Origin of the sequence: Enterobacter sp. WCHEn090032, from assembly GCF_003986875.1 — a bacterium.
Lineage (GTDB): Bacteria > Pseudomonadota > Gammaproteobacteria > Enterobacterales > Enterobacteriaceae > Enterobacter > Enterobacter sichuanensis.
The window spans coordinates 1-20,347 of sequence record NZ_RXRN01000008.1 but is presented as its reverse complement, the minus strand read 5'-3'; the positions used below and the strand labels follow the sequence as shown (position 1 = coordinate 20,347).

Below are 20,347 nucleotides of genomic sequence, written 5' to 3'. Positions count from 1 at the left end.
GTAGGCCATACGTAGGTCGGGTAAGCGAAGCGCCACCCGACACTGCTGGCGACTCAGAACGTCTCCCAGTTATCTCCGGAAACCGCTGCCGCGGGGCGCAACGGCGCACTCTTCGCCACCGGCGCAGAGGTTGCCGCGCGGCCCGGCTTCGCGCCGCTCAGACGAAACGCGCCGACCGCCTCGGTCAGACGTGCGCCCTGTTCTTCCAGAGACGCCGCCGCAGCAGAGGCTTCTTCCACCAGCGAGGCGTTCTGCTGGGTCACTTTATCCATCTCAGAAATCGCCTGGCTGACCTGCACGATACCGCGGCTCTGCTCATCGGACGCGGCGGCGATCTCCAGCATGATGTCGGTAACGCGTTTCACCGCTTCGACAATTTCGTTCATGGTATTACCGGCGGCAACCACTTCACCGGAGCCCTGGTCAATCAGCGAAACCGATTCGTTGATCAGGCTTTCGATCTCTTTTGCGGCATTCGCACTGCGGCTTGCAAGCGTTCGGACTTCGCTTGCCACCACGGCAAAACCGCGCCCCTGCTCGCCCGCACGCGCGGCTTCTACCGCCGCGTTCAGCGCCAGGATATTGGTCTGGAACGCAATGCTGTTAATGACCGCGGTAATCTCGGAAATCTTCTTCGAACTGCTGGAGATATTGCCCATGGTTTTGACCACCCCGGAGACCATCTGACCGCCGCGGCTGGCTTTCCCGGAGGCATCTTCCGCCAGCTTGCTGGCATGGTGGGCGTTATCGGCGTTCTGTTTCACCGTCGCGGTCAGCTGTTCCATGCTGGCGGCGGTCTGCTCAATGGCCGCCGCCTGCTGCTCGGTACGGGAAGAGAGATCGGTATTACCGGCTGAAATCTCGCTGGTGCCGCGGTAGATCTCCTCCGCCCCCTGACGGACGGTACCGACGGTGTTTTCAAGGGAGTGCTGCATGGTTTGCAGATCGCGCGTCAGGCGGCCAATTTCGCTGCGTCCGGCCACGTCGTCCGGCATCGTCAGGTCGCCTTTGGCGATATTTTCGATGCGTTTTGCGGCACGCTGCAGCGGGTTGATCACCGTGCGGCGCAGTACAACAAAGGTCATCGCCGTCAGCACCAGTGCCAGCGCAAACGCGCCGACCATAAACATCAGCCCCAGCTGCGTGCGGCTGTGCGCCTGTGCCGTTAGCGCATTGGCGCGATCGGTACGGATCTTAATCGCCTTCAGCAACACGGCGTTGTAGGCGTCATCCAGCGGACGCGCCGTTTCGTTCTCGTGGTTGATGATGGCCTCGAACATGCCGTTTTTGGCAAATTTGACCATCGGCTGCAGGCCCGCGATATAGGCGTCGTAGCGCGCTTTCAGGTCAGCATCCAGCGCTTCGTCGGCAGAGGTGCGCACGGAACGGTTCATGTAGGCGGTAAAGCTATCCTGGGACTGCTTAATCCGCGTTTCCGCCTCGCGGATGTTCTGCTTCATGGCATCCATCTCTGCGATACGGCTGGCCGCACCGGCGTGGATCATGTTGATGCGCGCCGTTCGCAGATGGTTTGAGCTGTTCGACAGCCCCATACGCACCTGAATTTCGGATGTAACATCCTGCTGATCGTTATCGGCCTGTAGCAGGAAATACCCTGCCAGACCCGAGCTCAAGGCAAAAAGCAGAATAATGCCACCGAGAATGGAGGAAAACAGCGGAACCAGCCTGATGTGATGCAAGAAGCTCAGCTTGCGCTGCGCCGGCATCGAAGTAGTGTTGTCCATGACCGTCGACTCTCTTGTAGGTAAGATGCGTAAAAACACGCCTGTCAGATAGTCATCGGCACGGCAGAGATTTAGATTACGGCTAAAAACGCCGCACTGGTCACACTTTAGAGAAGAATATTAAAGCAACGCCAGCGGCGGAAAACCGCTGGCAGAAGAGTTACTTGTCGCCGAAATGAATCACGGTACGGATAGATTTTCCTTCGTGCATCAGATCGAACGCTTCGTTGATCTGCTCCAGCGGTAAACGGTGGGTAATAAACGGGTCGAGCTGGATCTTGCCGACCATGGCGTCTTCAACCATCCCCGGAAGCTGGGTACGGCCCTTCACGCCGCCAAAGGCGGAACCGCGCCACACGCGCCCGGTGACAAGCTGGAAGGGACGGGTTTTGATCTCCTGGCCTGCACCGGCCACGCCAATGATGATGCTCTCGCCCCAGCCTTTGTGGCAGCACTCAAGCGCGGAGCGCATAACGTTAACGTTGCCGATACATTCGAAGCTGAAGTCAACGCCGCCGTCGGTCATCTCGACGATGACGTCCTGAATCGGCTTGTCGTGATCTTTCGGGTTCACAAAATCGGTCGCCCCCATTTCACCCGCCAGTTTGAATTTCTCCGGATTGGTGTCGACCGCGATGATGCGACCGGCTTTCGCCTGAACCGCGCCCTGAATCACCGCCAGACCGATGCCGCCAAGCCCGAACACCGCCACGGTGTCGCCTTCTTTCACTTTTGCCGTGTTATGCACCGCGCCAATGCCGGTGGTGACACCGCAGCCCAGCAGGCAGACTTTATCCAGCGGCGCCTGCGGATTCACCTTCGCCAGCGAGATCTCCGCGCAAACGGTGTATTCGCTGAAGGTGCTGGTGCCCATGTAGTGATAAACAGGCTCGCCATTGTACGAGAAACGGGTGGTACCGTCCGGCATCAGCCCTTTCCCCTGGGTGGCGCGAACTGCCTGGCAGAGGTTGGTTTTACCGGATTTACAGAACTTACATTCGCCGCATTCCGCCGTGTACAGCGGGATCACGTGATCGCCTGGTTTCAGGCTGGTCACGCCCTCGCCCACTTCCACCACAATCCCGCCCCCTTCATGGCCGAGCACCGCCGGGAACACGCCTTCCGGATCGTCACCGGACAGCGTAAACGCATCGGTATGGCATACGCCGGTATGGGTGATTTTGATCAGCACTTCGCCTTTTTTTGGCGGCGCGACGTCGATTTCAACGATTTTGAGCGGCTGGCCGGGTCCAAATGCAACTGCAGCGCGAGATTTCATATTGTCTTCCCTTATTGTGAGGTGTGTGGGTTTATTTTAGATAAGCGCGCAGCAAATGGCCGACTTCCGCCATGCGTACGGCTCGCTGATCCGGCGTGGTTTCTCCCGTCACCAGCTCATCTTTGAGGTGAATTTCGACCATTTCGCCCATCAGGCCATTGGCAGCCCCGCGCACGGCGGCAATTTGCTGCAGAATGGCCAGACAGGGATCGCCCGACTCCAGCGCGCGTTCAAGGGCCTCAACCTGGCCCCGAATGCGACGGACGCGGGTAAGAATACGTTTTTTATCTTCGGGTGAATGCGGCATGCGCCCTCCTGATACTATAGGGGGGTATTGTATCTTTCAAAGCAACTTTATGTAAACATTAAGTTTTATATGGTTATCAGATATTTACGCGGTTTACACAAAAGGTACTATCGGACAAAAAGGACTTTTTAACGCCCGCAAAATGCCCACAAACGGTATTTTGCCCCCAAATTTGCCCCCTTTCAGCCCTTCACATCACGTGATTATCGTCAAATTCCATTGTTCGTATGTCATTCACCACGTGAAAAATCGCGCCCAAATTCCCGTCATCAACATTTTTATGCTACACATTGCTACGTTCAGAACGCATCGTTGCTGATTTGTCACATAATTAAAATTGATAGTTTAACCAGTCTTCCCTTATCTATTATCATTACGTCAACAAGCATTCATAAGGGAGTAAGGGATTGCAGATTTGTATGATGGACTATGGACGGCTGTCGTCTGATGGTAAAACCCTCAAGCTGAATTGTTACGGCGTTGGCTCGTTTGATGTTCTCTCAGGTGTCGAACGTTATATAAACAACCCAAACTGTTCTGATATCGAAAAAGCAGCTATTCCACCTGGAACCTACTGGATTGTCGACCGCCCGACAGGCAGTGTCGCAAACCAGATCAGAGCTGAATTTATCGATTTCGTACATATGTATAAAAACCACCATTCTGAATGGTTCGGTTTGTACAGTGCGCAAACCATGAGCGATCACGTATACGTCAATGGTGCGCGACGTGGTAGTTTCAGGCTTCATCCTCTAAACACTGATGGCTCTGGTGTTTCATGGGGTTGTATCACTCTTTACAGTGCCGCCGACTTCCAGGTTCTACGTAATGCTTTACTCAATCGAAAAAAGGTATTGGTGCCTGGTGGCAAAGGATTAATGGCATATGGTCGTGTTGATGTACGTGGTATCCCTGATTTCAGTAAATGTGGTGTAAGATGAAAGTAATAATATTCCTTGCGTTACTGATCGTCTGTTTTGTCATAATCCCGGATGCCTGGATTAATAATATTATTATGCAGCACATCCAGATATCAGGTGATGGTGAAGAGGCAATGAACACCTATGAATTTACCGCAATACTTATTAAGTTTGGTATTTCGACCGTAGTTTCTTTAGTTTTGCTCTTACTTCCTAAACTCTTTAAAAGATAATGATATAAGGCCTGCTAAAATTATACAGGCCTGCCCCACTAACTAAACGTTAACGGCTCGCCATAACCGAACACGGAAGCGATAAATTAAAAAAAAACCAATTCGGTAACATTTAGCTTGTGGTGTATCTGGGGGATTGAATTCTTGCGTCGCACCTTTTACTGAACATTAAATATTACGAGTTGAGTTCTCTGCTTTTGCTAAACTGTATAACTCATCTTGTAATTTATTAAGCGCGTTGTTTTCTTCACGCAGCATTTTGCCGTTGTTCTGCAATATTAAGTCGTTAAAGGAACCTGCCCCTCCAAAAATAGACCTGATACCTGACAATGCATGATCATAATCAGAGTCCAGGTGCTCGCGAAAATACATGAGTTTCTTTGACCAAACACTCTCATTACATGAAATTAGCAACTCAATGATTTTATTGAGTAAAACCTTGATATTTGATTTCATTTCCCCTCCCAAAAATTAACAGTCTCCACAGCTGGTATATTGCGATACCCTTGCTTGCCGGGTGGCGCTGCGCTTGCCTTGCCTATTCTCCCCTGCAAGCCTGCGCCAGCGTTTGCAGTTCTTCCTTAAGCCAGCGTGTCGCGCCCCGCTGACCGCTGCGTTTATGGGAGTAAATTTTCACCTCAAATCTTCGTATCGAGAAAGGTAAGTCAAAAATTTTGATATCCACTGCCGCCATCAGCTTCTCGGCCGCATACCGTGGAATGGCCATCAGTAGATCACTTTCCGCAACGATAAATGGCGCGCTGAGCATCGACGGCGTTTTGATCGCAATGTGTCGGGTATAGCCTAACTGCTCAAGCCGCACATCCAGAACACCCTGTTTCTCATTCCATGGCGTAACCACCAGATGTCGGGCCGCGAGATAATCCTCCAGCGTCAGCCGCGTTCGGTTCGCGCTGCTGATGACGACATACTCATCTTCAAACCAGCCAATCTCTTCCAGTTCCGGATGTCGGATATCCTCCGGCGTACTAAATCCCAGGGCCAGATCCACCTCGCCCGCCAGCAGTTCCGTCAGCGCCGGGCTGTGCGGCAGGTAGCGCAATTCAAAACGTAATCCCGGGGCAGACAGCTGCAGGGTGTGCATCAGGGCCGGGAAAATGCACAGCGCGGTAAAATCGGTAATCGCAATCTGTAAGGTCTCAGTACTACTGGGCGGGTCAAACGGCGGCTGCGGCGTTAACTCGTGGTTGAGGAACGATAAGGCGGAAGCAATGGAAGGTGCGAGTTGAGAGGCATACACGCTGGGGGACATGCGGTGCCCTTCGCGAAAAAAGAGCGGATCGTTCAGGGTCGTACGTAAACGCGACAGCGCATGACTGAGTGCGGACGTGCTCATCGCCAGCTCGTCAGCGGCCAGCCGAACGGAGCGGTGGCGATATATCGCATCAAAAACAGGCAGCAGGTTTAAATCAAGGCGTCTCAGGGCCGGATGCATAATATTCATCATTGGTTGATTTCATTGCACTTAATTCTTCGGACAATACTCCGTATGCTTAACGCCATCAATCAACACACAGGCAAAAATCAGGAAAAACCATGAATATCACCCTTCGCCAGGCCCGTCCCGACGATGCAGCGGCCATTTACGCCATGATCTATGAACTGGCAGTATATGAGAAAGCGCCGGAAGCCGTCGTCACCACCCCGGATGAGATCCGGGAAACACTCTTTGGCGAAGGCAGTAAAACCGAAGCGTTGATCGCTGAGTGTGAAGGACAAATTGCTGGCTATGCCGTGTTCTTCACCAGCTATTCAACCTGGCTTGGCCGCAACGGGATTTATATGGAAGATCTGTATGTTTCCCCGACGTATCGCGGCCTGGGTGCGGGAAAAGCACTGCTGAAACATATCGCGCAGCTCGCCGTACAACGGCAGTGCGGTCGCCTTGAATGGAGCGTGCTGGACTGGAACCAGCCCGCCATCGACTTTTACGTGAGCATTGGTGCACTGCCGCAGTCTGAGTGGGTGCGTTATCGTCTGGATGGCGAAGCGCTGCTGAAATTTGCCGAATAGCGGCGTCGCGTGTTGTGGCGTTTCAGGCACAGAGATATCCGAAAACAGCGGCATTGCGGGCCGAATTTAGCCCCGCGGGCTTCACATCTGTTAAGAGAGGCTATCCTTTACCTGTTAACAAAAGGAGGCACAATGTCTGATTTCGGTACTGATAAAAACACCCAGTTTGCTGAAGACAAAGCAAAAAATAAGCTTGATGAACTGACAGGTTCAGCACAGCAGCAGTTTGGTGAATTCGTGGATTCACCAAAGCATCAGGTAAAAGGTGCCGCTAAAAAATATGCCGCACAGGCCAGCGATGCCGTCTCGGATGTCACTGAAGCTGTCAGAAATAACCCCCTCACCGGCCTTATCGCCGCGGGAGCTGTGGGTATTGTGCTCGGCCTGTTGCTGGGTCGCAAATAATCAAAGGCCCTTCGGGGCTTTTTTTTCGCCCTCTTCCTGCCGCTCCCCCTTTCTCCTGTTTGCTCCCGACATCGTTCTTCCTTCTGCGTCAAAATGCTGTATTATGCAAACTATTGCGACATTTTGCAGGATTGCAGCCATGCACAAAACCGCTCGTCAACGCTACGTCCTCGATCTCCTCAGTGAGCAGGGCCAGGCCAGCATCACCGAACTGGCAGAGAAGCTGCAGGTTTCAGCAGACACCATCCGTCGGGATTTGACCGACCTGGAAAACCAGGGACTGGCGCAGAAAAACCACGGCGGGGCCATCGCCCTGAATCTCTCCGCCATGAATCGTCAGGGCCGCAACACGCTGCTGCCGGAAACTAAACAGCGCCTGGGTAAACAGGTCGCGCAGCAGGTTCCCCCGGGTTCCACCCTGTTTCTGGATGCCGGAAGCACGGTGATGGCAGTCGCCACTTTTCTTCAGGGACCGCTTACCGTCATTACCACGTCGCTTGATATCGCCCAGCATTTTAGCGAGCGGGAAGACATTGAACTGATCCTGCTCGGCGGGAAATGGGACCCAAAACAACGCCTGTTCGCCGGAAGCGCAACGTTGTCGCTGCTGTCCCGGTATCGGGCAGATATCGCCATTCTCGGCGCGTGCGCCATTCATGCCGAACTCGGTCTGAGTGCCGGTAAAGAAGCGGACGCCGAGGTTAAATGCGCGATGCTTGCCGCAAGCCATGCGCACTGGATTGTCGCCGACCATCTGAAAGTTAACCGCTGTGAACCGTATCTGGTCTCCGGGCTATCCGGCATTCAACAACTCTTTTTAGATCGTCCCTGGCCTGAGCTTGGGGACCCTGGCGCATTGCAGGTAACGGTGTGCGCGTAATAACGTGGAGAAGGTCATGAGTACAGTTAAAACAATCAACATTGCGCTGATCGGGTATGGTTTCGTCGGTAAAACGTTCCATGCTCCGCTGATCCAGTCTGTGGATGGCATCAGGCTGGCCGTGGTCTCTTCCCGGGATGAAGAGAAGGTGAAACGCGATCTGCCTGACGTGCAGGTGGTGGCCACGCCGGAAGAGGCGATTCAGCACCCGGACGTCGATCTGGTGGTGATCGCCTCCCCCAATGCCACGCATGCCCCGCTGGCAACCCTGGCCCTGAATTCAGGGAAACATGTGGTCGTCGATAAGCCCTTCACGCTTGATATGCAGGAAGCCCGGGATCTGATCGCCCTGGCGGATGAAAAGCAGCTACTGCTCTCCGTCTTCCACAACCGCCGCTGGGACAGCGATTTCCTCGGCATTAAGCAGATTATTGAGCAAGGCACGCTCGGCAAGGTTAAACATCTGGAGTCACATATCGACCGCTTCCGCCCGGAAGTGCGCGTGCGCTGGCGCGAGCAGAATGTCCCCGGGAGCGGTCTGTGGTTTGACCTGGGTCCGCATCTGATCGACCAGACGCTGCAGCTCTTTGGCCTGCCGCAGACGGTGCAGGGGAATATTGCAACGCTGCGCGACGGCGCAGAAGTTAACGACTGGGCGCACGTGGTCCTGAACTACCCGGAGCACAAGGTCATTCTGCACGCCAGCATGCTGGTGGCTGGCGGAACAGCACGCTTTGCCGTCCACGGGGACAAAGGCAGCGTAGTGAAAGCCCGAATCGACCAGCAGGAGGCGCAACTGCTGTCTGGCGTCATTCCAGGCAGTGAAGCCTGGGGGGAAGATAGTGACAGTATGGTGTTCTATGGGGCTGATGGCGCACCGCAGACGATTACCACGCCGAAAGGCGATCAGCGCCAGTATTACATCAACGTGCGTGATGCCCTGCTCGGGAAGATCGACAACCCGGTGCATCCGGTTGAGGCATTAGCGGTGATGGCGGTGCTGGAAGCGGCGGTGAAATCGTCGGAGACGGGGTCAACGCAGCCGCTGGCGTTAACGGCTGAAGAGCGTGCTCTGCTGGGTTAACAACAAGCCGGGTGGCGGCTACGATGCACATCCAGGCCGGGTAAGCGCAGCGCCACCCGGCAAGCGTTAAAGACTACTGACGCTTTTTCGGCATCATGCGAAGAAGCGTATTGTCTTTCCAGAAGTAGTGATGCATCAGCGCTGCGGCGGCATGCAGGCCAATCACAAAATAGCCCAGATTTGCCAGCGTCTCGTGCCACTCTTTCAGCGTATCCACCAGGTCAAAATTGGACTCTGCCGCATGCGGCATCGTCATGCCAAAAGCAAACCAGTCGCTCCCCCGGTTGTACATCATCACAATGCCAATCAGCGGCAGCGCAATAAACAGCAGATACACCACCAGATGCCCCAGATGGGACAGACCCGTCACCATCGCTTTTGGCTTCGGTTGAATCGGTGGCGCGCGGAATTTCAGACGCACCAGCAGACGTGCCACCATCAGCACCAGGATACTGATACCGCATGACACGTGGATCATATTAATCGTCGGGCGTGCGGTTCGGGGGAAGAAGCCTTTAAACTCCATCGCGCAGTAGGCGACGATGATTAACAGAAACACCAGCCAGTGAATCGCAATCTGCAGGCTTGTATATTTAGTACGCATGGGGATTTCCTGAAAAAAAACAGTCACCGCGCCAACATAATCTCCTTTCCTTAAAAATTCATTAACTTTACTGTATGGTTTTTCAAATACTTCCCCGCGCATGAAGCATCTTCAATTGCCGCCCTGCCCGTCATGGTCTAAGCCTGGATGAGTTCAAACTGTCGTACCGACACGTTTACAGGAGAACACCATGAGTAAAATTGGCATTAACGGATTCGGACGCATCGGACGTCTCGTCCTGCGTCGCCTGCTTGAAACCCAGGACAGCAACACCGTCGTCGCCATCAACGATCTTACCTCGCCCAAAGTGCTGGCCTATCTGCTCAGGCATGACTCTAACTACGGCGGTTTCCCGTGGAGCGTGGATTTCACCGAAGACGCGCTGATTGTGGATGGTAAAACGATCGCGGTATACGCCGAAAAAGAGGCCAGGCATATTCCGTGGAAAGCCGCCGGGGTGGATATTGTCGTGGAATGCACCGGTTTTTATACCTCTGAAGAGAAATCCCGGGCGCATCTGGATGCGGGTGCCAAAAAGGTGCTGATCTCCGCCCCTGCGGGTGAGATGAAAACCATCGTCTATAACGTAAACGACGATACCCTCGACGCCAGTGATACCATCATCTCCGTCGCCTCCTGCACCACTAACTGCCTCGCCCCGCTGGCAAAAGCCCTGCACGACGCCTTTGAAATTAAAGTCGGTACCATGACCACCATTCACGCCTATACCGGTACGCAGGCGTTGGTGGACGGTCCGCGCGGGAAAGATCTGCGCGCCTCGCGCGCCGCGGCAGAGAACATCATTCCACACACCACCGGGGCCGCAAAAGCCATTGGCCTGGTGATCCCGGCCCTGAGCGGTAAACTGAAAGGCCACGCCCAGCGCGTGCCGGTGAAAACCGGTTCGGTCACCGAGCTGGTCGCTATTCTGGGGAAAAAAGTGACGGTAGAGGAGATCAACGCCGCACTGAAAAAAGCAACCCAGGGCAACAAATCCTTTGGCTATACCGATGAAGAGATTGTGTCGTCAGATGTCATCGGCTCGCATTATGGCTCGGTATTTGACGCCACTCAGACGGAAGTCAGCGAGGCTGGCGATCTGCAGCTGGTGAAAGCGGTTGCCTGGTATGACAACGAGTATGGCTTTGTCACGCAGCTGGTGCGTACGCTGGACAAATTCGCAAAATTGTAAACACCGTGACGGATGGCGCGTCCATCCGTCGTAAATAAATATCACGGCACGATTTTTTTCTTTATCACCTCTTTTTGAGAGTGAAAATATTCACCCAACCTTTGAATCAACTAGAAGCCATCATTAAAACATCTTAAATCAAATTTTAAATATAGTTACTTTAACTCTATACACCGACTGAATAATATAATCACAGGACAGGCTATCATGCCTACAAAGACAAGCACCACATTGATATGTATTAAGGATCAACAATGAAAAAAGTCACTCTGGATAATAACCCGACCGGCAATTGTTGAATCAGGCGCGTGCGCCTCGTATATCACCTGTTGTAAGTATTTTTTCTTAAAAGTGATTTTATTTTTATTAAATATACAAAATATAAATTAATCAATATTGTTTTATGTTGATTTGTAAGGACGCCATCTGGCGGTTTCTTAACTGCATCACCTGAATGACATCAACACATGGAAGGATCAAGGATGAAAAAAATCATTCTGGCTACGGCCATCGCACTTTGCACCACCTCTGCTCTCGCAGCAGAAACCACCGTGATGAAGGTGGAGGGAACATTAACCAGCTCCACCTGTGATGTACAGATGGGGAATGGCGGTATTTTCGATTACGGTACGCTTATTATCAGGAACTTATCCGCTACCGCAAACAACAAATTTGCTCAGAGAGCGCTTCCGGTCACTATTACCTGTACGGCCCCCACCAAAGTGGGTTTCACTATGCTGGATAACCGCAGCGACAGCAATGCTCAGCTTCCGATTGATATTGCATATTTTAAAAACGTGACCTCTAAATATTACGGTTATGGCGTGGGGAAAACGAATGAGGGGGTCAAGATTGGCACCTACAGTTTGTGGTTGACCGGTTACACTGTAGATGGAAAAACGGGTGTCTCCGTTATTAACCACAGTAGAGACTGGGATCCCGATCTATGGGATTATACAGATATCCCCTACAGCGATGGTAGAGGTATCCTGACTTTCGCGAAGTACGCAACCACGTCTCCGATAGCCTTCACAACAGCTAGCTTTGACTTACAGACCAATCTGGTGATCCGTGATACGGATTCACTGGCAATTACTGACGATACCGTACTCGACGGTCAGGCCACGATGACACTGGTATATCTGTAAGCAGAAACAAAACACCAAAATAGATCAATTGTTTAATAGCGACATTACAATCATGGAAATTGTAATGATGCATGTAAAACCTATAATTTAGTTAAGGATCAACGATGAAAAAAATGCTTTTGGCTACCCTTGTAGCCCTCTCCTGCACGTCTGTATACGCAGAACCTACTGCCGTTCTGAAGGTCACGGGTACGTTAACAAATGCATCGTGCACACCCGAGCTGAGTAACGGCGGGATCATCGATTACGGTACCATTAATCTTCGTGATCTCTCCGCGACAGAGGATAACAACCTGGGCGATAAGACGATTTCGCTGACCATTACATGTCCGGCGGATACGAGAGTCGCCTTTACCACCCAGGACGACAAAAGCGCCAGTAATGCCGGCCTTGCCCCCACGGTAAACGGTAGCGCTAAAACTGACGCGTACTATCAGTACGGCGTGGGTCTGACGGATGGCGGCGTGAAAATTGGCGACTACGGTTTATGGATCACTGGCGTGACCGTTGATGGTGCGTCTGCTGACGCAATTATCAGTAATAACGACCTGACCAGTTGGGCTAAAGGCGTTGAGATGCGTAGTGATGGCGTGAGTAATATCACCGCTGCCGCAACAGGCACTCTCCAGCCACTGGCCTTCAGGGCGGCGACATTTGATATGAAGGCGAATCTGGTTATTGAGGATACCACGACGCTCGCAATAACGGATGATACGAAACTGGATGGTCAAACAACCTTTACCCTGGTTTACCTCTGATTTTGAATTAATACTCCCCCTGGATATTTAGCATATTAACGATACCGGGTACGTTATCATACGTACCCGGTATTTTTTATGGGCGCGTGCGGCCCAGCCCTCATCTGTCGTGACCTTTTTATTTTTCCTTAAAGTACCTTTAATTTTTATTAAATATAAAAACATTATATTAGTTAATATTATTCAGAGTTGATTTTTAAGGACGCCCTCTGGCGTTTTTTTTAACTCCATCACCTGAATGACATCAACACAAGGAAAGATCAAGGATGAAAAAAATCATTCTGGCTACGGCCATCGCACTTTGCACCACCTCTGCTCTCGCAGCAGAAACCACCGTAATGAAGGTGGAAGGAACCTTAACCAGCTCCACCTGTGATGTTGAGTTGGGAAACGGCGGGATATTCGATTTCGGTACGCTAATTATCAGGGACTTATCCGCTACCACAAACAACATGCTTGAGAGAAAATCTCTCCCGGTCACCATTACCTGTACGGCTCCCACCAAAGTGGGTTTCAAAATGCAGGATAACCGCAGCGACAGCAATGCTGCGCTTCCGAATGATATTGCAGAAAATAAAAACGTGCTCTATCCCTATTACGGTTATGGCGTGGGTAAAACAAACGAGGGGGTCAAAATTGGCAACTACGGTCTATGGATTTCCCAAATAACTGCAGATGGCAAAAGCGTCCAGGGTATTAACAAGAATGATGACTGGACCATATGGAAATGGGCATACACACCACGCAGCGATGCCTTTAACACGATAGCATTATCACCTTATACAAACCAAACACCAACCCCGATGGCCTTCACCACAGCAAGCTTTAACTTGCAGACCAGTCTGGTGATCCGTGATACGGATTCCCTGGCGATTACCGACGATACCGCACTTGACGGTCAGGCCACGATGACGCTGGTTTATCTCTAAACAGGTCAGCGGTTTAACGGCAAAACTATAATCACAAAGATTATATTGATTAATGTAAAACCTGGATAATTGAGTTAAGGATCAACAATGAAAAAAATGCTTTTGGCTACCCTTGTAGCCCTCTCCTGCACGTCTGTATACGCAGAACCTACTGCCGTTCTGAAGGTCACGGGTACGTTAACAAACGCATCGTGCACACCCGAGCTGAGTAACGGCGGGATCATCGATTACGGAACCATTAATCTTCGTGATCTCTCCGCGACAGAGGATAACAACCTGGGCGATAAGACGATTTCGCTGACTATTACATGTCCGATGGATACGAGAGTCGCTTTTACTACCCAGGACGATAAAAGCGCCAGCAATGCCGGCCTTGCCCCCACGGTAAACGGTAGCGCTAAAACTGACGCGTACTATCAGTACGGCGTGGGTCTGACGGATGGCGGTGTGAAAATTGGCGACTACGGTTTATGGATCACTGGCGTGACCGTTGATGGTGCGTCTGCTGACGCGATTATCAGTAATAACGACCTGACCAGTTGGGCAAAAGGCGTTGAGATGCGTAGTGATGGCGTCAGTAATATCACCGCTGCCGCAACAGGCACCCTTCAGCCACTGGCCTTCAGGGCGGCGACATTTGATATGAAAGCGAATCTGGTCATTGAGGACACCACGACGCTGGCGATAACAGATGATACGAAACTGGATGGTCAGACAACCTTTACCCTGGTTTACCTCTGATCTCGATTAAATACTCGACTTGTCTATAACGATAACGGGTACGGCATCATACGTACCCGTTATTTTTATGCCTGCATACAGGCCATTACAGCAAAGAACGGCTCGCGAGCGCCTCTGTCAGAATCGCATCGTTACGTAAGATTTGCCATGCGGTTTCCACCTGCGCGGGTATCGTCACGTGGGCGATAAAATCACGCCCGGCCGGTCCGTAACCATTAACATCGTCGCGCAGACGCGGCAGTTCACCCAGTGCCAGTGACAGATAGCGTTCAACCGGCCACAGCCCTTCCTCTGTCCCACTGAAGACCAGTCCATCATTGCTGTTACGTAACACGGGCGTCAATCCGGGATGGCTTACCCATTCTGGTGCGGCGGGTTCATCCTGGCATACGCGGGCAAACGTTGCCATTGTGCGCCGCTGCATGGTGGGGTCCTGCACCACCAGCACGCGTTCAGGGGCAAGATGGAGATGTTTCATCAACGCCCGGCTAAACCGTGCGTTCTCACCGCAGTTGGTTGACTGATCCTCAACATAAATTCGCTCCGCCGGAACATGCCAGAACTGACGAGCGATATCGGCCAGAATGGCCGCCTCCGCACGGCCTGCCGTGGGGACGATGCGATAGCGCGGGTGTCTGGCAACTGCGGCATAGAGGAAGGAGGTGGAATGTCCTATCCCCCCACTAATCATCAAGGGCACACCCTGCTCGGCCGCCTGGCGACAGGCGGCATCAATGGCAGGAATGACAGCATTTCCCGCCAGAATAACCATATCAACGGGCTGCCCCGGCTGCAGGTCATCCTGTGCCAGCCAGTGTCCTACGGTGTTAATGGCACTTAGCGTGCCAGCGGGCACGCAGGGGAAAAAAGTCGGAATCATCGTCATCTCCTTACAGCATCTGCGGTTAGCGTACCGCACTTAGCGCCGCAAAACAGGCTTTCATGATTAAAGTTCGTCTGGTCAGGCCGCTCTTTTTCCTTAAACTTCCTCTTCAACATTTGATTAACATGCGTAAATCATATTCACTTGAATTATGATTTAAGGCAGACGTAGAATCGCGAGCCCGTTAATTTTTCAATTTTTTCAAAGGTAAACAACGTTATGCGCCTGCCCGAACGCGACCCTTATGCTCCTCGCGAGTGGCAGCCACACGAGAAACCGGCGCTGCTGGGGTCCCCCTCCACGCCGAACCACAGCACGCCCAAACGGATTGCCTACGGCGTCGTTGGCCTGCTGGTCTGCCTGACGGGTGCCCTGGGCAATGCGGTAGTCACCGCCAACCTGCAAAATCTGCAGGGTACCTTCGGCGCCTGGTCTACGGAAATCGCCTGGTTACCGGCGGTCTATGTGATGACCAACATTTCCATTAACCTGCTGCTGGTGAAGTTCCGCCAGCAGTACGGTTTGCGCGCCTTTACGGAAGGCTTTCTGGTGCTGTATGTGCTGGTCACCTTTTTCCACCTCTTTGTTAACGATCTCAGCTCGGCGCTGATGGTCCGCGCCGCGCACGGCATGGTGGCCGCCGCGCTCAGCTCGCTGGGGATTTACTACCAGATCCAGGCATGGCCGGCGAAACATCGCCTGAAAGCGCTTACTATCGGCATCACCGGATCGTCACTCGCCATCCCTCTCGCCCGCCTGTTTTCGACCGAGCTGCTGCAGCTGGACGAGTGGCGCGGGCTCTATTTCTTCGAGCTGGGGCTGGCGCTGATCTCCCTCGCCTGCGTGATAGCCTTAAAGCTGCCTCCGGGTGACCGACGAAAGGTTTTTGAGAAAAAAGACTTTATCACCTTCTTTTTAATGGCCCCTGGAATGGCCCTGCTCTGCGCCGTACTCTCTTTAGGCCGTCTTGACTGGTGGTTCGAGGCGCCTTGGATCGGCTGGTCGCTGGCTCTATCGCTGGTGCTCATTGTGGCGGCCATCGTCTTTGAACATAACCGCAGCAACCCGCTGCTCAACACCCGCTGGCTGTCGAGCGGCAGCATCGTTCGTCTGGGGCTGATCATGCTGCTGATCCGTATCGTGCTGGCCGAGCAAAATACCGGCGTCATCGGCTGGCTGCAGTACGTGGGTTTACAGAACGAGCAGATGACGCATCTGGCGTGGTCCATTTTCGCCGGTATCGTCTGCGGGATCGTCACCAGCTGTCTTACCATCAAGCCGACGAAACTGGCGTGGCCAATTATTACCTCGCTGGCGCTGATGATTGTTGCCTCGCTGCTGGACAGCCAGTCCAACAATCTGACCCGACCGGATCAGCTGATGCTGAGCCAGTTCCTGCTGGGCTTTGGCAGCGCTTTCTTCCTGGCTCCGGCGATGCTGGCCGCGATCGGCGGCGTGATCGCCGACCCGCGCAACCTGGTCAGCTTCTCGGTAATGTTTGGCATGAGCCAGAACCTCGGCGGCTTGCTGGGCTCCGCTATTCTCGGCACCTTCCAGACCTGGCGTGAGAAGTACCACTCCAGCCTGCTGGCGGACCAGCTCACCACGCTCAACCCGCTGGTCAACGAGCGGATCCAGCTTTATACCCAGATGTACAAAAGCCTGATTGGCGACAGCGCGCTGCTGGGCACCCAGGCGATAACGCAGCTGCAAACGGTCACCAGCCTGGAGGCGAATATTCTGGCTTATAACGATACTTATCTTCTGACCGCCAGTATCGCTGCCGCCACGCTGGTCTGGATTTTATGGCGCTTGCTGCGCCTGCGCATTACTGCCCGTATGGCGCTTAAGAACGCCACCGGCAACAAATAATTGAAATATTTCTGGAGAGTTTATGAGTCAGCAGGATGCCGCCAAAGAGCAGGCCAACACCCGCAAAAATGTGCGCATTGTTTCCGTTTTCACTGCCGCCGCCATCGGTATCGTCGGCGTGCTGGTGATCCTTTACGCGTGGCAACTCCCGCCATTCACCCGCCATGCCCAGTTTACCGACAACGCGTACGTGCGCGGCCAGACGACGTTTATCAGCCCGCAGGTGAACGGTTATATCACTGAGGTGCACGTTCAGGACTTTGTACAGGTCAAAAAAGGCGACCTGCTGCTGCAGATTGATGACCGTATTTATCGTCAGCGGGTGCATCAGGCCGAGGCCCAGCTGGCGATGAAAATTGCCGCCCTGAATAACAATCTGCAGCAGCGTAAAAGCGCTGAGGCCGTCATCGCCAAAAATGACGCCGCGCTGAAAAATGCCCGCGCCCAGAGCCTGAAAACCCAGGCGGATTTAAAGCGGGTGAAAGAGCTGACGGCTGACGGTTCGCTTTCCATTCGTGAACGCGACGCGGCGTTGGCCAGCGCCGCCCAGGGCAGCGCGGATATCGACCAGGCGAAAGCCGCACTTGAGATGTCGCGTCAGGATCTGCAGACGGTGATTGTGAACCGCGGTGCGCTGGAAGCGGATGTTGAAAACGCGAAAGCGGCGCTTGAGCTGGCACAGATCGATCTGCAAAACACCCGTATTGTGGCCCCGCGCGACGGCCAACTCGGTCAGATCGCCGTGCGTCTCGGGGCATATGTGACCGCCGGGACCCACCTCACCACTCTGGTGCCGCCGCAGCACTGGGTCATCGCCAATATTAAAGAGACCCAGCTCGCGGAGCTGCGCGTCGGCCAGCCGGTGAAATTCACCGTCGATGCCCTCAATAACAAAGCCTATCAGGGCCGCGTGGAGAGTATCTCTCCGGCAACCGGCGTAGAATTCAGCGCCATTACGCCGGATAACGCCACCGGGAACTTTGTCAAAATTGCCCAGCGTATTCCGGTACGCATTGAGGTGCTCGGTAAGCCAGAAGATTCCGCGCTGCTGCGTCCGGGCATGTCGGTACAGGTGACCATTGATACGCGGGAGGCGAAGTAATGATCCTTCGCCCGATAGCTGCACTGGTGGTGGCGGTCATGCTGGCCGGATGCCAGTCCGTTGATGTCAAACCGGCTCAGCCGACGCTGCACATCCCCACCCAGTGGCGCACTGTCTCCGGCCCTGCCAGCCCGACGGAGCAGCTCTGGTGGCGCAATTTTCATGATAACCACCTGAACCGCTATGTGGACCAGGCGCTTGGGCATAACAGCGATGTTCTGATCGCCCGCGAACGGATAAACGAGTATCAGGCGCGGGTCTATGCTGCCGACAGCAGCCTGTTTCCCTCACTCGATGCGGGCGTCACCGGGACGCGTGCCCGTTCGCAGTCCGCCGCGACAGGGCTGCCGGTTTACGGCACGCTGTACAGAGGGAGCCTGACGGCGAGCTATGACGTGGATATCTGGGGCGTCAACCGCAGCACGTCTCGTGCTGCCGAAGCCTCGCTGGAGGCGCAAAAAGCCGCCGCTGCCGCCGCGGATTTAACCGTCGCCTCATCCGTAGCATCCGGTTATGTCACCCTGCTCGCCCTTGACGAACAGCTGCGGGTGACCGAGTCCACGCTGAAATCACGCGAAGAGGCATTTAACCTCGCGAAGCGTCAGTTTGAAACGGGCTACAGCTCGCGCCTGGAGCTGATGCAATCGGATTCCGAACTCCGTTCAACCCGGGCGCAGGTTCCGGTGCTGCAGCATCAGATTGCACAGCAGGAAAATGCCCTGAGCCTGCTGCTGGGAAGTAACCCGGGCGACGTGGCGCGCAGCGAAAGCTTTGCGGCGCTGACACCGCTGAAATTGCCGTCACAGCTGCCTTCTGCGCTGCTGAACCGCCGCCCGGATATCGTCCAGGCCGAACGACAGCTGGTGGCAGCGGATGCCTCGCTTGCCGCGTCGCGCGCCAGCCTGCTGCCGTCGCTCAATCTCACCGCAAGCGGATCGATACAGGATCGCACGCTCTCCGGCCTGCTGGATAACCCGCTGCAGCTCTGGAGCGCGGGGGGAAGCATTCTCGCCCCGCTCCTGAACCGCCAGGCGCTGAATGCGCAGGTGGATATTTCTCAGTCCCAGCGTAACCAGGCGTTGTACACCTATGAAAAAACCGTGCGAAACGCGTTTGCCGAAGTGAACAACAGCCTTGATGCCATTACGCGCTATCAGGAACAGCTGACGGAGCTGCTTGCCCAGCAGGATGTGGCCCGGGAGACCCTGCGCATTGCGCAGAACCGCTATCGCAACGGCTATTCATCCTATCTCGACGTGCTGGATGCGCAGCGCACGCTGTTCTCGGTCCAGACCAGCGTTGTGCAGGTGAAAAATAACCTGCTGCTGGCGCAGATTGATTTGTACAGAGCGCTGGGCGGCGGCTGGGTCAGTGCCTGAAGACCTGCCCGGTGGCGCTGCGCTTACCGGGCCTGGATTTCGTCCCGTAGGCCGGGTAAGGCGCCGCCGCCGCCCGGCGATTACCCGCAAGGAGTCAATGTATGCAACAACAGTGGTCTGCAGTCGATAATTTCATGATTTCGTCGCTTATTCCTGAAGATGACATCCTTAATCAGGTCCTGGAAAATAACAAACGCGCCGGACTCCCCGAACATGATGTAGCGGCCAATCAGGGTCAACTGCTGGCGCTGTTCGTGCGCATGACGCAGGCGCGGCGTGTTCTGGAGATCGGTACACTGGGGGCTTACAGCTCCATCTGGATGGCTCGCGCGCTGCCGCCGGACGGAAGGCTGATTACGCTTGAGGCCGATCCTACGCATGCCGACGTTGCGTGCCAGAATATCGTCCTCGCGGGGCTGAACGAACGCATTGAATTGATTGAAGGCCCGGCCCTGAACTCTCTTGAAAAGTTCGGTGACATTCCGCCGTTCGATCTGATCTTTATTGATGCCGATAAGCCAAACAATCCCGGCTATCTGGAATGGGCGCTGCACTACTCCCGTCCGGGTACGTTGATCATCGGCGATAACGTGGTGCGCGAGGGCGAAGTGATTAACGGGCACAGCGACGACGCGCGGGTGCAGGGCGTGCGTCGGTTTATCGAGATGACTGGGGATAACCCGCGCTTAACCGCCACCGCGCTGCAAACGGTGGGAGTTAAGGGGTGGGATGGGTTTACGCTGGCGATTGTGAACGGGTGAGGCCTGTGCGGCCTGATGCCCTCACCCCAGCCCTCTCCCACAGGGCTGGGGAATCCCCAGTAATTTTTTACCTGAAGCGATGAACGTTGCT

At 54.0% G+C, this 20,347-nt stretch carries 21 protein-coding genes; 14 read left to right on the top strand and 7 right to left on the bottom strand.

The features are described from left to right. Positions 1–53 precede the first annotated feature (53 nt). From EKN83_RS08500 to EKN83_RS08490, 3 genes are all read right to left on the bottom strand, one after another. A complete protein-coding gene (locus EKN83_RS08500; RefSeq protein ID WP_025759944.1) occupies positions 54–1,745 on the bottom strand; it encodes a methyl-accepting chemotaxis protein in 1,692 nt (563 codons plus the stop codon). 160 nt (positions 1,746–1,905) lie between these two features. Next, the gene (locus EKN83_RS08495; protein ID WP_025759945.1) at positions 1,906–3,024 is read right to left on the bottom strand and encodes an S-(hydroxymethyl)glutathione dehydrogenase/class III alcohol dehydrogenase; all 1,119 of its coding nucleotides are present in this window, start codon (positions 3,022–3,024) and stop codon (positions 1,906–1,908) included. A gap of 31 nt (positions 3,025–3,055) precedes the next feature. Further along, positions 3,056–3,331 carry a metal/formaldehyde-sensitive transcriptional repressor gene (locus EKN83_RS08490; RefSeq protein WP_025759946.1) on the bottom strand — a complete coding sequence of 92 codons (276 nt, stop codon included), beginning with the start codon at positions 3,329–3,331 and terminating at the stop codon, positions 3,056–3,058. Positions 3,332–3,753: 422 nt separating this feature from the next. On the opposite strand from EKN83_RS08490, the gene EKN83_RS08485 reads away from it, so the two are divergent. Continuing rightward, positions 3,754–4,272 carry a DUF2778 domain-containing protein gene (locus EKN83_RS08485; RefSeq protein ID WP_080276788.1) on the top strand — a complete coding sequence of 173 codons (519 nt, stop codon included), beginning with the start codon at positions 3,754–3,756 and terminating at the stop codon, positions 4,270–4,272. A 380-nt stretch (positions 4,273–4,652) separates the two neighbouring features. On the opposite strand, the gene EKN83_RS08475 is transcribed toward EKN83_RS08485, so the two are convergent. Both EKN83_RS08475 and EKN83_RS08470 read right to left on the bottom strand, forming a co-directional pair. Next, complete coding sequence (locus EKN83_RS08475) at positions 4,653–4,940, bottom strand: DUF6966 domain-containing protein (RefSeq protein WP_025759951.1); 288 nt, start codon at positions 4,938–4,940, stop codon at positions 4,653–4,655. Positions 4,941–5,022: 82 nt separating this feature from the next. Continuing rightward, positions 5,023–5,952 (bottom strand): LysR family transcriptional regulator, encoded by a 930-nt coding sequence (locus EKN83_RS08470; protein WP_126800680.1) that lies wholly within the window; start codon positions 5,950–5,952, stop codon positions 5,023–5,025. Between the two features lie 89 nt (positions 5,953–6,041). On the opposite strand from EKN83_RS08470, the gene EKN83_RS08465 reads away from it, so the two are divergent. The 4 genes from EKN83_RS08465 (at position 6,042) to EKN83_RS08450 (ending at position 8,887) form a co-directional block, all read left to right on the top strand. Further along, on the top strand, positions 6,042–6,518 hold the full coding sequence (locus EKN83_RS08465; RefSeq protein WP_126800679.1) for a GNAT family N-acetyltransferase: 477 nt from the start codon (positions 6,042–6,044) through the stop codon (positions 6,516–6,518). Between the two features lie 132 nt (positions 6,519–6,650). After that, positions 6,651–6,923, top strand: a complete 273-nt coding sequence (locus tag EKN83_RS08460) for a YqjD family protein (protein ID WP_025759954.1) — start codon at positions 6,651–6,653, stop codon at positions 6,921–6,923. A gap of 139 nt (positions 6,924–7,062) precedes the next feature. Further along, positions 7,063–7,803, top strand: a complete 741-nt coding sequence (locus EKN83_RS08455) for a DeoR/GlpR family DNA-binding transcription regulator (RefSeq protein ID WP_126800678.1) — start codon at positions 7,063–7,065, stop codon at positions 7,801–7,803. A gap of 16 nt (positions 7,804–7,819) precedes the next feature. Beyond that, positions 7,820–8,887, top strand: a complete 1,068-nt coding sequence (locus EKN83_RS08450) for an oxidoreductase (protein WP_126800677.1) — start codon at positions 7,820–7,822, stop codon at positions 8,885–8,887. Between the two features lie 73 nt (positions 8,888–8,960). Here the strand turns inward: EKN83_RS08450 and cybB are convergent, their stop codons facing one another. Further along, positions 8,961–9,491 (bottom strand): cytochrome b561, encoded by a 531-nt coding sequence (cybB, locus tag EKN83_RS08445; RefSeq protein WP_025759957.1) that lies wholly within the window; start codon positions 9,489–9,491, stop codon positions 8,961–8,963. Positions 9,492–9,681: 190 nt separating this feature from the next. Here cybB and gap point away from each other — a divergent pair, with 190 nt between their 5' ends. The 5 genes from gap (at position 9,682) to EKN83_RS08420 (ending at position 14,259) form a co-directional block, all read left to right on the top strand. Further along, positions 9,682–10,683, top strand: a complete 1,002-nt coding sequence (gene gap, locus EKN83_RS08440) for a type I glyceraldehyde-3-phosphate dehydrogenase (RefSeq protein WP_126800676.1) — start codon at positions 9,682–9,684, stop codon at positions 10,681–10,683. Positions 10,684–11,165: 482 nt separating this feature from the next. Beyond that, positions 11,166–11,831, top strand: coding sequence for a DUF1120 domain-containing protein (locus tag EKN83_RS08435; RefSeq protein WP_126800675.1), 666 nt, complete (start codon positions 11,166–11,168; stop codon positions 11,829–11,831). A gap of 104 nt (positions 11,832–11,935) precedes the next feature. Then, complete coding sequence (locus tag EKN83_RS08430) at positions 11,936–12,589, top strand: DUF1120 domain-containing protein (protein WP_126800674.1); 654 nt, start codon at positions 11,936–11,938, stop codon at positions 12,587–12,589. A 266-nt stretch (positions 12,590–12,855) separates the two neighbouring features. Beyond that, on the top strand, positions 12,856–13,518 hold the full coding sequence (locus EKN83_RS08425; RefSeq protein WP_126800673.1) for a DUF1120 domain-containing protein: 663 nt from the start codon (positions 12,856–12,858) through the stop codon (positions 13,516–13,518). 87 nt (positions 13,519–13,605) lie between these two features. Then, positions 13,606–14,259 (top strand): DUF1120 domain-containing protein, encoded by a 654-nt coding sequence (locus tag EKN83_RS08420; protein WP_126800672.1) that lies wholly within the window; start codon positions 13,606–13,608, stop codon positions 14,257–14,259. A gap of 85 nt (positions 14,260–14,344) precedes the next feature. Here EKN83_RS08420 and EKN83_RS08415 read toward each other — a convergent pair whose 3' ends face one another. Next, entirely contained in the window at positions 14,345–15,139 is a 795-nt protein-coding gene (locus EKN83_RS08415; protein WP_126800671.1) for a YdcF family protein, read from the bottom strand. Between the two features lie 222 nt (positions 15,140–15,361). Between EKN83_RS08415 and EKN83_RS08410 the strand changes: the two genes are divergently transcribed. The 4 genes from EKN83_RS08410 (at position 15,362) to EKN83_RS08395 (ending at position 20,256) form a co-directional block, all read left to right on the top strand. After that, positions 15,362–17,014: an MFS transporter gene (locus EKN83_RS08410; protein ID WP_032672683.1), complete on the top strand. Its 1,653-nt coding sequence runs from the start codon at positions 15,362–15,364 to the stop codon at positions 17,012–17,014. Between the two features lie 22 nt (positions 17,015–17,036). After that, positions 17,037–18,116, top strand: a complete 1,080-nt coding sequence (locus EKN83_RS08405) for an HlyD family secretion protein (protein WP_025759962.1) — start codon at positions 17,037–17,039, stop codon at positions 18,114–18,116. After that, the gene (locus EKN83_RS08400; protein WP_126800670.1) at positions 18,116–19,495 is read left to right on the top strand and encodes an efflux transporter outer membrane subunit; all 1,380 of its coding nucleotides are present in this window, start codon (positions 18,116–18,118) and stop codon (positions 19,493–19,495) included. Before EKN83_RS08405 ends, EKN83_RS08400 begins: the two co-directional genes overlap by 1 nt. A gap of 101 nt (positions 19,496–19,596) precedes the next feature. Beyond that, the gene (locus EKN83_RS08395; RefSeq protein WP_126800669.1) at positions 19,597–20,256 is read left to right on the top strand and encodes an O-methyltransferase; all 660 of its coding nucleotides are present in this window, start codon (positions 19,597–19,599) and stop codon (positions 20,254–20,256) included. Positions 20,257–20,347: the final 91 nt, after the last annotated feature.